The sequence below is a fragment of the Pseudomonas sp. AN3A02 genome, from assembly GCF_011765255.1.
In the GTDB taxonomy this organism is placed as follows: Bacteria; Pseudomonadota; Gammaproteobacteria; order Pseudomonadales; family Pseudomonadaceae; genus Aquipseudomonas.
In genome coordinates this window covers 2103915-2115914 of sequence record NZ_JAARNI010000001.1, presented here as the reverse complement: position 1 = coordinate 2115914, position 12000 = coordinate 2103915, and the positions used below count along the sequence as shown (strand labels likewise).

Here is a 12000-nt window from a genome sequence, read left to right as displayed (position 1 = left end):
TTTGATCTTGATCTTAGGCGCCCCGTTAAACCACGCTGGCCGAACGCAGGCTTTGGAGCGTGGGTAACCCGGCAGGACGCCGGGTTAGCCGCGCTGGGCCAAGGATGGCCCATCGCGGCGGCCCACGCTCCAAAGCCGGAGTGAGGGCACACCGAGCCTAGGCGAGGTGCCGAGTGGTGGGGCAAGAGCGTTTTGCTTACTTTTGCGCTGTTCAAAAGTGAGCCGCTGTAAGAGCGGAACCCATAGTCGCCGTTACGAAAATTACGGATATGTACCCCGACCCACCCCCCGCAACTCCCTGGTGAAATAACGACTCGGCACCTCACCCAACACACGCTTGAACACCGTCGCAAACGCACTCGGGCTGCTATAGCCCAAATCCAGCGCCACCCTGGTCACCGGTTCCCCATTGCCCAGCCGCACAATCCCCGCCAGCAGGCAGGCTTGCTGGCGCCACTGCAGGTAACTGATACCCGTGGCCTGACGAAACTGCCGGGTAAACGTCCGGCGGCTCATCCCCGCGCCGAGCGCCATGGCATCAATGCTGACCTCCAACGAAGGCCCAGCCAGAAACTCTTCGCAAGCCTTCGCCAACCGCGGCTCGGCGGGCAACGGTGCACACAGCGGCAACAGCGGCATCTGGGCAATCTCGTGCAGCAGCAAGCCCATCAAATAGCTATCTCGGCCACCCATCGCGTAACGCGCAGGCACCTCCACGGCCTTTTCCAGCAACTGCCCGAGCAGCGGCGACACATCCAGCACCTGGCACGTTTGCGGCAACTCCAGCCGCCGCGCCGCCTGCGGGCGAATGTAGGTGTTGAGCATCGTCACCGGCCCGCGCATCAGCATGGCATGGGACACATGCGGCGGCACCCAGATAGCACGGCGTGGCGGCACTACCCAATTACCGGTGGCGGTATACACGGTGATCACACCGCAGCTGGCATAGGCAAACTGCCCGCGCGGGTGCGCGTGGTCGGGGAACAGCTGGCCGTCGGCATAGTCGATGGCGGTCACGACCACGTCACGTGGGGTGTTTTCGTAGGGATGAATATCGGGCATGGCCTGATTCTAGCCTTTGTTGACCCACAATCGCAGGCGGGCCATCACGGTTTGCGAAAAAATCTGCCGGATGCACGGCCTTTTGTCGTGCCAACCCGCAAATGGACCCCGTCACCATGAAACACAAACACCTGTTATTGGCCGTCCTGGTGACGGCCGTGTGGGGATTCAACTTCCCCATCACCAAGCTGGGCCTGGCCGAGATTAACCCGCTGTTACTGACGGCCCTGCGTTTCACCCTGGCTGCGTTGCCTTGGGTGTTTCTGGTGAAACGCCCCCAGGTGGCGGTGAAGTGGCTGGCGGCCTATGGCTTGATCTTCGGCGTGGCGATGTGGGCCTTGATCAACCTTGGGATCGCCATGGGCGTGCCGCCCGGCAGCGCGTCGTTGCTGATCCAGTTCAGCGCATTTTTCACCGTGGGCTGGGGCGTGCTGCTGTTTCGTGAAAGCCTGTCCCTGCCGCAATTGATCAGCGTGGCGCTGGCGGCCATGGGCCTGGTGGGCATGCTGTTGAGTGTGCAGGGCACTGCCACGATGCTGGGGTTTGTCCTGGTGCTGTTCAGCGCGTTGGCCTGGAGCATCGGCAATATCATCATCAAGGTCTCCGGGGTGCGGGAGATCTTTGCGTTCGTGGTCTGGGCCAGCCTGTTTGCACCGGTGCCGCTGGTGCTGTTGACGTGGCTGCTGGACGGCCCGCAAGCCTTTATCGCGTTGCCGGGGCAGTTGAATGGCGTGGCGTTGTTCTCGCTGGCGTTCCAGGTGTATGGCGCGACGCACTTCTGCTATTGGGGCTGGAACCTGTTGTTGCGCGAGTACCCGGTTTCCCGGGTGGCGCCCCTGTCACTGCTGATCCCGGTGTTTGGCATCGTCAGCTCAATGCTGATTCTGGGTGAGCGTCCCGGGGTTTCCCAGTGGCAGGCCATGGGGTTGATTCTGTTGGCCTTGATCGTGGGAATGAAGAAGGGGCGCTCGTTGTGGGTCAGGCAGGGCGGTCACGCTTGAGCAGGCCATAGAGCGCGCTGTCCGAGATCTCATCGCCGACCACCCAGCGTTCGCGCAACAGGCCTTCGCGCACAAAACCCAGGCGCTCAAGCAGCTTTGCGGAGCCCAGGTTGCGTGGGTCGATATCGGCTTCAAGGCGGCGCAGCCCGACGGTGTTGAAGCCGTGGTCGATCACCGCGCGGGCCGCCTCGCTCATGTAGCCCTTGCCCCAATGCTGGCGGTTCAGGGTGAAGCCGATTTCGGCGCGACCGCATTGCTCATCCACATTGAACAGGTCGCAACTGCCGATCACCTCGCCGGTGGCCAGCAACTCCACCATGCACACCAGGTCTTCACCGGTAATCGAGGCTTCCATCAGTTGGCCGAAGCGCTCAACGGCCTGGTCGGTGTGGGTCATGGTGGGGAAGGAAAAGTAGCGCATGGCCTCGGGGTCGGACCAGATGGCAAACAGCGCGCGCCAATCGTCCTGATGGGGAGGGCGCAGGCCCAGGCGCTCGGTGGTGAGGAGAACGGGGGCGAAAAAGGGCAGGGTCATAAGGTGCTCGTCCGTGAAAGTCACGGGCGAATGCTGCCGGGATTGCCGGCGTTGTACAAGGGTCAGGAAAAGGCGGTGGCCTCCGGTGCGTGGGCCTGGGCTTTCCAGCTTGCGTATGCGCTCCCACGCCGGAGTCACCCATTCGATCGCTTTCAATCTCTGCAGATCAACGTGTCCCAGCCAGATGCAACGCCCCAACAAAAATGCACATAGAACGTACATTTCTGGCAGTGCCACTGTCGTTCGTTGACTCCCACACTGTGTCGATCAATTGCCTTTGCAATAAACCATCAAGGCACAACTGAGGAGTCAAGACATGTCGGGTAAATTCAACAACCAAGTAGCAGTAGTCACGGGCGCTTCCACCGGAATCGGCTTTGCGATTGCGCAGGCATTGGTTGCCGAGGGCGCTAAACGTGTCTACATCACCGGTCGCTCGTCGGCAACGCTGGAAGCTGCGGCTGCCAAACTGGGCGGTAAAGCGGTAGCGGTCGTGTCTGATGTTGCCGTTCAGTCCAACCTTGATGCGCTCAAGGCATTGATTGAACAACAAGACGATCAACTGGATGCGGTGTTTGCCAACGCTGGCATATGCGAAAAAAACCCGATCGGCGAAACCACCGAGGCGGCCTACTACTCGATGTTCGACATTAACGTCAAAGGCGTGTTCTTCACGGTTCAGACCCTTTTGCCATTGATGAAAGATGGCGCGTCGATCGTGTTGACTGCCTCCATTTGCTCCAGCAACGGCATGGAAGGCCTGAGTCTCTATAACGCCTCCAAGGCGGCGGTGCGCTCATTTGCCCGGACCTGGGCCAATGAGCTCAAAGGCCGGAAAATTCGTGCCAACGTGCTGAGCCCTGGCTTCACCAGAACACCGTTAATGGACAACGGCCTGAAGATGGACGCGAGCCAGATCGACGCGCTCAGAAGTCATGTAGAGCAAATCGTCCCGCTGGGTTACATGGCCGAACCCGGTGAAATCGCGACATCCGCTCTTTTCCTTGCGTCGGCTGACGCCAAGTATGTCAACGGCGTGGAACTGATGGTCGACGGCGGTCTTTCGCAAATCTGACGGTTACCCAGGTTTACGCCCCGAGTTTGTCTCGTTCAACGCAATGGGTGAGTGATGAGAATTGGATTCATAGGTACAGGGAGCATGGGACAGGCCATGTTGCCGCTGCTGGTGCGCGCAGGCCACCGCGTCAGCGTGTGGAACCGCAGCGCCCGGGCGCTGGAAAATGTCGAGGGGGTACATCTCCTGGATACGCCTGCAGCGGCTTTCAGGGAGGAGGTAGTCATCAGCATGCTCGCTGATGACCAGGCCGTTCACGAAGTGCTGCTTTCTTCCGGAGCGCTGCATGGGGCTGCTGAACATTGCACACATGTCGTGATGTCGACCCTGTCACCCTCGCTCATGGAGCAACTGCAAACACTGCACGACCAGTTGGGCCTGGCCTTAGTGGCCGCGCCGGTGTTCGGTGTACCGGCAACGGCCAGCAAGGGTGAGCTGAACATTCTGGCGGCAGGGCAGGAAGCAGCGATTGCCAGACTTCAACCACTATTTGATGTGCTCGGCAAAAAGACCTGGTACCTGGGCCATCGTCCGGTATATGCCTGTATTGCGAAAATTGCCGGCAACATGATGATCACGCAGGCCATTGAATCCCTCGCCGAGGCAACGGCGCTGACCCAGCGCTATGGGCTGGATGCCGCTCGCTTTGTGGAGCTCATGACCCAAACGCTTTTTGCCTGCCCCAGCTACCAGCGTTACGGGCAGAACATTGTGAACGGGCGCTACGAGCCGGGCTTCAAGCTTGCCTTGGGGCTTAAAGACATCAACCTGGCGATCGCAGCGGGCAGCGACAAGGGTTTGCAATTGCCGGCCGCCGACATCGTGCGCTCCAGAATGATTACGGCGATGGCCAATGGCCTGGGCAACCAGGATTGGTCGGCGTTTTCCAGCGTCGTCAGATCGCCAGGAAACTCGCGTTGAAGAACGCTGTGGTCATCGTCCACGGCCGTGGCGGCGATGGAATCACCGTTAACGCGGTCTCGCCCGGTACCGGGTTCAGCGCGATTTTTATGCCTGTGTCATTTCGCGGTTTCGCGAATGGATTTGCCAGCACTGGGCAGCGAAACCCATGGCGAACAGGCCGAGCAAAACCAGCAGTGTGGCTACCACGGGTGGGGAGCCGGGGCCGTCGGCCAGCGGGTGGGTAGCGGGTAGCCGGGTCAGGGTTTCGTTGACGCCGGGGACCAGCGACAGGAGAAAGCTGAAAGACAGCCCGAAGCTCGACAGATACGGACGAAGTCTTCCCAGGAATGGCACGCGCCGCACGTAGACGCCGCCAAAGGCTACAAGCAGGATCACGATGCCGAATACGTGCCCGGGGTTCAAGCCTCCCGTGCTGGACACTCCAAAGGAGGTGATAACCGCTAGCGTCAACCCGGCGAGATAGACCTTGCCGGAGCGTGTGAGCGAGTCGATTTTCAGATAGCGGGCGAAGCTGTAGAGGCCTGCAAGAACGGGGACCAAACTAATAACCGTATGAATCGCACCAAGGGACGAAATGGGATGAGTCATGGGTAGCTCTCTGAAGACAAGATAACGAGTCAGCGCAAACCTACTAGTTGGTAGTCTGGCTGTCAAGCAACTGTCTTGGGAGTTGTCGCGGCGGCGCGCGATTGACTTTTGGGTTGGCCGAATTGCTTGCGCAGTTCCCCTGTGAATAGCTGCGCGTGGTCTCGTTACTGACGGTTGGTGGCCCGGTCAGCGGGGAATAACAACGAAAACCGGATGGTCCCAGGCGTTGGCTGTTCCACACTCACCTCACCGCCATGCAGTTGCATGATCGCCGCAACGATCGCGAGGCCAAGGCCGTATGAGTCCGAGCTTTGGTGACGAGAGGCGTCACCACGGTAAAAGCGGTCGAACAGCTTGCGCAGGATTTCATCGGCAAGCACTGGGCCTTGATTTTCCACATCAATGCGCCAGCCGGAGCCGGTCGCCACTACACGCAGCAGGATCTCGCTGCCTTCATCGGCATAGCGAATGGCATTGGCCACCAGGTTGCTCAATGCTCGGCGCAGCAGCAATGGATCGGCGTTGGCCACGCCATCGCCGACGGTCCGCAGGGTGATCTGGCGCTCCTCTGCCAGCCCCTCGAAGTATTCGCAGATGCGCTGGATTTCGTCATTCAGAGACAGCGATTGGCGCTCCACCATCGCCTGCGCTTCGTCAGCCCTCGCGAGGAATAAAATGCTCTCTACGATCCGTGAAATGCGCTCCAGCTCTTGCAGGTTTGAAGCAAGCAGTGTCTGGTACTCGTCCGGGGTGCGTGACTGACGCAGCGCCACTTGGAAATGCCCCATCAATGAGCCGACCGGCGTGCGTATTTCGTGAGCCAGGTCGGCAGAAAACTGTATCAGGCGCTGGTAACCGTTGGCGAGGCGGTCGAGCATGGCGTTGTAGGCGTCACTCAGTTGCTGCAGCTCAACCGGCGTGTCTGCGCTGTTCATGCGGCTGTCGAGCCGCTGGGGCGTTATGTTCGCCGCGTGCGCCGCCATCTGGCGTAACGGGCGCAGGCCGCGCCGCAGCAGGATGTAGCCGAGCAGGGCGGTGACCAGGAAGGCCAGGCTCACTGCCAGGTAGATACGCTCGCGAAAGGCCTTGAGCATGGCCATTTCCTTATCCATGAGGTGCGCGGCGGTGAGCCGTACATCGCGCCCGCCGGAGGTGGTTTGCACGGTAGCAGCGCGCAGCGGCACACCTGCGTCGGTCATGCCGCTGCGCAAGTCTTCTACGCGCAGCGCCGTGTCCGGAGTGATCACTGGCAGGTCCGGTAGCACGACGCCCAACGGATTGACCTGTATTACGGGCTCCTGGCCAGGCTCTCCGATGATGAAGATGTCGTCTTCGCTGTCGAGCATGTTTTTGAAAATTTGCGGGCTGTCGCGCAGCTTGTCCAGGGCAAGCTCGTAGTGCAGCAGTTTACGAAAGTGATCCAGGCGTCCCATCACCGCATGGTCGGTGTTCATCAGCACCGACGCCCTCATGGATGCGTACAGGTAAAACCCGGCCCCGGCCACTGCGAGCATGGCGACCAGTGAGAACGCCAGCGTCGAGCGCAGGGTCAGGGACGGCTGGCGTCGGCGCCACATGGCCGTACCTCGCACACGTAGCCGATGCCACGCACCGTATGGATCAGTTTGACCGGGTAGGGCAGGTCGACCTTGCTGCGCAGGCGCTTGACGGCGACATCTACCACGTTGGTGTCGCTGTCGAAATTCATATCCCAGACCTCCGAAGCAATCTGTGCCCTGGACAGCACATCGCCTTCCCGGCGCAGGAACAGATGCAGCAAGGCGAACTCCTTGTTGGTCAAGACGATCACTTGCTGCTGGCGGGTGACACGACGACGGACCAAGTCCAACTCCAGGTCGGCAAGGTGAAAGTGATCGATCTCCCGGACCACTCCGCGCCGAAGAATAGTGCGAATGCGTAACAGCAGCTCGGTAAAGGAAAACGGCTTGACCAAATAGTCGTCGGCCCCCAGTTCCAGGCCGCGAATACGGTCGTGCAGTTGGTCGCGAGCCGTCAGGAACAGCACCGGCACGTCTTGCCGTGCACGCAACAGTTCGATGATCTGAAAACCATCGATGCCCGGAAGCATCACGTCCAGCACGATCAGGTCGTAGGGCGTTTCGAGTGCCATGTGCAGGCCGTCGGCGCCGTGCTGGGTCCAGTCGACCTTATAGCCGGACTCGCCAAGGCCTTTTTTCAAGTACTCGCCGGTACTCGTGTCGTCTTCAATCAGCAAAATATGCATTCAGGTGGGCTCGGCTTTCTCTGCCAGGTGCGCAAACTGTGGGGTCCGGAGCAGATACCAGATAGCTACAAGACTTGTATGAAACAAAGTTTAACCAGCTATGGGAAAGTTGCGGGTTACATTTTTGTCATTCGTGGTAAGGGGGCAGCAGATGACAAAAATGTCATCTGCTGGTCATCGTGGAGGCCCGGCTGAGGTTGGAGGATGGATGCACTTAAACCAGTGAGGAATCCCCAACATGAAGCTCAAGAGTGCTCTGTCCACCACGTTTGGTTTATTGATGGTCGGTGCTGCCGCGATCGCAGCCGCAGCTGATATGCCGGTCATCAAACCGTTACGGGGCGTGGTCGAAAGTGTCGACAACAATACCCTGACCTTTACCTCTCGCACCGGTGCCCACCAAACCATCGGCCTGACTGACAAGACCGGTATTGTCAGGGTCTCCAAGGCAGATATTGATTCGATCAAGGCCGACAGCTTTGTCGGTTCGGCAGCCATCCCGCAGTCTGATGGTACGCTCAAGGCGCTGGAGGTCACGGTATTCGAATCCAGCCTTAAGGGCAGCGGCGAAGGTCACTACGGTTGGCAAAATGCCGATGGCACGACGGGCACCATGACCAATGGCACCGTGGGCAAGTTGTCCAACGCCAGCGGCCGCACGCTGACCGTCAACTACAAAGGCGGTGAGAAACAGCTGGTTGTGCCGACGAATGTGCCGATTGCTTATGTCGAGCCTGGTAAGGCCGATGAGTTGGTCAAAGGCGCCAAAATTGTCGTGTTCCCTGCGCAAGACGGCAGCGCGCGCGGCGTTGCGGTCGGTAAAGACGGCTTCCAGCCGCCTATGTAAAACGGCGGCTCTGTGGCAGCGAGGCCCGGCGGCCTCGTTCCCGCAGGCGTCTCCTTGTTTTGGCGGGAGGGAGCAGCATGAAACGAAGTCGTATTCATCCCTGGCCTGTGCGCCTCACCCATTGGCTTAACGCCATTTGTATGGTGTGTATGTTTATGAGCGGTTGGGCGATCTACAACGCGTCCCCGCTGTTTGGGTTCCGGTTCCCAGCTCAGTTGACGGTGGGTGGCTGGTTGGGCGGCTCGCTCGCCTGGCACTTTGCATTTATGTGGTTGTTGGTTATCAACGGCCTTGTTTACGTGCTCTATAGCCTGTTCAGTCGCCATTTTCAGCGTGATTTCCTGCCGGTCACCGTCCAGGCGGTCAAGCGTGATTTGAACGATGCCCTGCATTTTCGGCTGGCCCATAAGACGGGTGTCTACAACGCTGTACAGCGCCTGATGTATGGGGTTGTCCTGGGGGCTGGGGCGTTGGTTGTGGTTTCGGGCGTGGCGATCTGGAAGCCCATCCAGCTGCAGGAACTGGTCGCGTTGTTTGGCGGCTATGACAGTGCACGCTATGTACATTTTGTGGCGATGTCTGCCATTGGCGCGTTTGTCGTCGTGCACTTGGTGCTCGTACTGCTGGTGCCGAAAACCCTGGTGCCCATGATCACAGGTGGCGTACGGCCGATTGAAAACGGGAGGCCCGATCATGAATGAACCCAAAAAAACCACGACCCAGCGCATCAGGCTTGAGCCCGCTCAGCAGCGTCAACTGGAAAATATCCAGCGTCGGCACTTCCTGCGCGGCGGGTTGACCGTCGGGGCCATGGCCATGTTGACCGGTTGCAATTTGCAGGACGGCGACCAGGTGGACAAGGTGTTGTGGGCCATGTCGCGCTGGAACGATCGGGTTCAGGCCTGGCTGTTCAGTGGGCAGAAACTGGCACCGACCTTCAGCAAGGCGCAAATGACCACACCCTTTCCGTTCAACGCGTTCTACGGCGAGGACGACATCCCTGAAGTCGACCTGTCGAGTTATTCGCTGGCCGTGTCTGGCCTGGCCCGGGACAAAGCGCCCTGGACGCTGGAAGGTTTGCGCAAGCTGCCCCAACGTACCGACATCACGCGCTTGATCTGCGTGGAGGGTTGGAGTGCTATCGGACAGTGGGGGGGTGTGCCGCTCAAGACCTTCCTGGAGCACATCGGCGCGGACACTGGCGCCAAGTATGTGGGCTTCAAGTGCGCTGACCGCTACTACTCCAGCCTGGACATGCCGACCGCACTCCATCCGCAGACCCTGCTGGCGCTGGATTACGGCGAAGTCGCACTCCCTCCGGAGTATGGGTATCCGCTTCGAATCCGCGTGCCCACCAAGCTGGGCTTCAAGAATCCCAAGCATGTTGTCGAGATTTTTATTGGAAATGACAATCCCGGCGGCTACTGGGAAGATCAAGGTTACAACTGGTTCAGCGGTATCTGAAGGCTTGACTCCAAACCTACTGGAAGATAGATTTTCGCGATGAATAATCCTTCCAGTACCTTCAATGAAATTCTTGACTGCGCGCGCTCACTCATTATCGGAGGTGGGTACAACGGTTTCAGTTACGCCGACATCTCTGAATTCGTGGGCATTCGCAAGGCAAGCATTCACCATCACTTTCCCACCAAGGTTGATCTCGTCCGCACGCTGGTCGAGCGTTATCGCGAAGAGGCCGAGGCCGGGATTGCGGCGCTGGAGCGTCACTACCCTGATCCCGCAGACCAGTTGCGTGCCTATATCGGTTATTGGCTCGACTGTGTCGGTGATGTGACCAAGGGCTATTGCGTGTGTGCCTTGCTCGCTACCCAGATTCCCGTGTTGCCTCAAGAGGTGGTTCTGGAAGTGAGGGCTCATTTTCGAGCGCTCTCTGCCTGGATTACTTCTGTGCTGGAGCGAGGGGCCAAGCAAGGAAAATTCGCTTTATCCTGTGATGCCCGCGCCGAGGCAGAGATGTTTATGGCAACGGTACATGGCGCAATGCTTTCTGCCCGGGCGTACGGCGATGCCGAAACCTTTGGTGCGATCGCTCAGCCATTGCTGGACAGGCTTGTCATCACTCAAGGCTGAAGTCTGAGTTCCCCGGTTCCGGCTGATCCCCATCGACAGATAAGGGCTTGCGCTGGCGTAACGGCCGAGCCCGCTGTGGGGGCGATGGCGTTTGAACCGCTTCGGTTGATACCCATGTGAGCACGCTGGCAGGCTGCGCCAGCGCAGTGGTGGACAGGTTTATTGCGCATTCGAAGGGCACCCCGACGATATACACGCTGCCACAGGCGCGGTTGCGTGACACGGTCGCAGCCTGCGCATGGTCGGTGCTCTGCTCCCCAATGCCAGTGGTTTCGTCTGGAGCCTCATCGGCGCAATCATCCTCCAGGACCGCGAGTGTTCCCGTTAGGGCTCGCCCGCTCTTGCTCGTGGCGACGGGCATCATCTTTCGGCATGCCATCATTTGTTGCAGCATCACTTCGACGTCTGGTCGACGCGACAGGTTCGTGGCGGCCTCCGCTTGTGGGTTTGCGCCTGCGGCGGGCTTGAACTGCGCTTTCAACAGTGCCGGGAAGTCTGGGGCAGCGGCCTTCCCGCTCGGATTATCAGCGGGCTGCGTGGTCTTTGATAAAACATAAGGCAGCGGCGGCAGGGTGGAAATACGGGTCATAACAGATCCTCATGATCAGGCGCTGACGAATTCCCTGAGTCGAAAGTAACTATCTACCAGTTGGAAGGTTAACTCAACCTGAAACGACCGATTGGCGTGACCGGTGCGCGTGGGGCAATCAGCCCGTCCCAATCATCTCGTCTGCCAGGTCTGCAAGGGCGCGAAGCCGCTCCATCTGCCGCATATCGTGGTGATAACCCATCCAGATATCGCGCCCGGGCGGCGGTTCGCCGGTGTCTAACAGTTTGAGTGCGGGCAATTGATCGCCCAGAACACGAGGCAGGACGGCAACGCCCAGGCCCAGCGTGCACATCTGTGCCTGAACCGTGCGGCTGCTGCTGGTGAACACGGTTCTGGCTTGTGGGTACAGCGCTTGTAACCAGAGCACATCCGGATAATGCGCTTGTGCAGTGTTCATGGTAATCAGGCCGACACCTTCACCACTATCTCGCGGCAGGAATGACGCCTGGGCACTCACGTACAGTCCGTAGCTCAGCGTAACGAGTCGCCTCTGGACGATGTCGGGCTCGGTGAAAGGAATGATCCGAAAGGCAATGTCTGCTTCCCTGCGCGTCAGGTCGAACAACCTGTGCCCCGCAATCACTTCGGGCACGATCAATGGATGACGTCTGACGAGCTCACCCAGGACGGGCCCCAGCACGTAACTGGCGAACCAGTCTGCCGAAGATATCCGCAACTGGCCCTCAGGCTGGTCGCTTTCGCCCGCGATGCGCCGCTCAATCGTCAGTGCACTGCGTTCCATTTCTTCGGCCAATTCGAAAATGCGTTCACCGCTGTCAGTCAGCACCAGCCCTGACGCGGTACGGCGGAAGAACACCTCGCCGCCGGCCTGCTCAAGCACCTGAAGGCGTCGCCCCACGGTGGGGTGGCTGACGCCCAACAGCTTGGCTGCAGCGCCCAGCGAACCTCCCCGCGCGATGGCCAGGAAGACGCGTAAGTCATTCCACTCCATGGTTTGCCCCGTACAAAAGTGAACAGTGAAGATGCAGTAATGGCAGTCCCGCCGCAACCCCTTCGGCTCG

General features: G+C 59.5%; 14 protein-coding genes. 7 read left to right on the top strand and 7 right to left on the bottom strand.

Annotation, left to right across the window (positions count from 1 at the left end; translation table 11 throughout):
• Positions 1-261: 261 nt before the first annotated feature.
• Positions 262-1062, bottom strand: a complete 801-nt coding sequence (locus HBJ59_RS09810) for a helix-turn-helix domain-containing protein (protein WP_167663404.1) — start codon at positions 1060-1062, stop codon at positions 262-264.
• 116 nt (positions 1063-1178) lie between these two features.
• Here HBJ59_RS09810 and HBJ59_RS09805 point away from each other — a divergent pair, with 116 nt between their 5' ends.
• Positions 1179-2063, top strand: coding sequence for an EamA family transporter (locus HBJ59_RS09805; protein ID WP_167663403.1), 885 nt, complete (start codon positions 1179-1181; stop codon positions 2061-2063).
• On the opposite strand, the gene HBJ59_RS09800 is transcribed toward HBJ59_RS09805, so the two are convergent.
• Entirely contained in the window at positions 2041-2598 is a 558-nt protein-coding gene (locus tag HBJ59_RS09800; protein ID WP_083676713.1) for a GNAT family N-acetyltransferase, read from the bottom strand. The genes HBJ59_RS09805 and HBJ59_RS09800 overlap by 23 nt on opposite strands.
• Before the next feature lie 316 nt (positions 2599-2914).
• Between HBJ59_RS09800 and HBJ59_RS09795 the strand changes: the two genes are divergently transcribed.
• Together HBJ59_RS09795 and HBJ59_RS09790 are read left to right on the top strand one after the other, a co-directional pair.
• Positions 2915-3673: an SDR family NAD(P)-dependent oxidoreductase gene (locus tag HBJ59_RS09795; protein ID WP_076016708.1), complete on the top strand. Its 759-nt coding sequence runs from the start codon at positions 2915-2917 to the stop codon at positions 3671-3673.
• Between the two features lie 54 nt (positions 3674-3727).
• Positions 3728-4594 (top strand): NAD(P)-dependent oxidoreductase, encoded by an 867-nt coding sequence (locus HBJ59_RS09790; protein WP_167663402.1) that lies wholly within the window; start codon positions 3728-3730, stop codon positions 4592-4594.
• Between the two features lie 87 nt (positions 4595-4681).
• Here HBJ59_RS09790 and HBJ59_RS09785 read toward each other — a convergent pair whose 3' ends face one another.
• The 3 genes from HBJ59_RS09785 to HBJ59_RS09775 form a co-directional block, all read right to left on the bottom strand.
• Positions 4682-5185: a hypothetical protein gene (locus tag HBJ59_RS09785; RefSeq protein WP_076016710.1), complete on the bottom strand. Its 504-nt coding sequence runs from the start codon at positions 5183-5185 to the stop codon at positions 4682-4684.
• Positions 5186-5349: 164 nt separating this feature from the next.
• The gene (locus HBJ59_RS09780; protein ID WP_076016711.1) at positions 5350-6762 is read right to left on the bottom strand and encodes a heavy metal sensor histidine kinase; all 1413 of its coding nucleotides are present in this window, start codon (positions 6760-6762) and stop codon (positions 5350-5352) included.
• Positions 6735-7430, bottom strand: coding sequence for a heavy metal response regulator transcription factor (locus tag HBJ59_RS09775; RefSeq protein WP_076016712.1), 696 nt, complete (start codon positions 7428-7430; stop codon positions 6735-6737). The genes HBJ59_RS09780 and HBJ59_RS09775 overlap by 28 nt, the downstream gene beginning before the upstream one ends.
• Positions 7431-7668: 238 nt before the next feature.
• On the opposite strand from HBJ59_RS09775, the gene HBJ59_RS09770 reads away from it, so the two are divergent.
• From HBJ59_RS09770 to HBJ59_RS09755, 4 genes are all read left to right on the top strand, one after another.
• Positions 7669-8277, top strand: coding sequence for a hypothetical protein (locus tag HBJ59_RS09770; protein ID WP_076016713.1), 609 nt, complete (start codon positions 7669-7671; stop codon positions 8275-8277).
• Positions 8278-8354: 77 nt separating this feature from the next.
• The gene (locus HBJ59_RS09765) at positions 8355-8978 is read left to right on the top strand and encodes a cytochrome b/b6 domain-containing protein (protein WP_076016714.1); all 624 of its coding nucleotides are present in this window, start codon (positions 8355-8357) and stop codon (positions 8976-8978) included.
• The gene (locus HBJ59_RS09760) at positions 8971-9741 is read left to right on the top strand and encodes a molybdopterin-dependent oxidoreductase (RefSeq protein WP_076016715.1); all 771 of its coding nucleotides are present in this window, start codon (positions 8971-8973) and stop codon (positions 9739-9741) included. Before HBJ59_RS09765 ends, HBJ59_RS09760 begins: the two co-directional genes overlap by 8 nt.
• 39 nt (positions 9742-9780) lie before the next feature.
• On the top strand, positions 9781-10368 hold the full coding sequence (locus HBJ59_RS09755; protein ID WP_167663401.1) for a TetR/AcrR family transcriptional regulator: 588 nt from the start codon (positions 9781-9783) through the stop codon (positions 10366-10368).
• Here the strand turns inward: HBJ59_RS09755 and HBJ59_RS09750 are convergent.
• Positions 10355-10957 (bottom strand): hypothetical protein, encoded by a 603-nt coding sequence (locus HBJ59_RS09750; protein ID WP_076016717.1) that lies wholly within the window; start codon positions 10955-10957, stop codon positions 10355-10357. The two genes, HBJ59_RS09755 and HBJ59_RS09750, sit on opposite strands and share 14 nt — an antisense overlap.
• Before the next feature lie 118 nt (positions 10958-11075).
• Entirely contained in the window at positions 11076-11930 is an 855-nt protein-coding gene (locus HBJ59_RS09745; RefSeq protein WP_076016718.1) for a LysR family transcriptional regulator, read from the bottom strand.
• Positions 11931-12000: the final 70 nt, after the last annotated feature.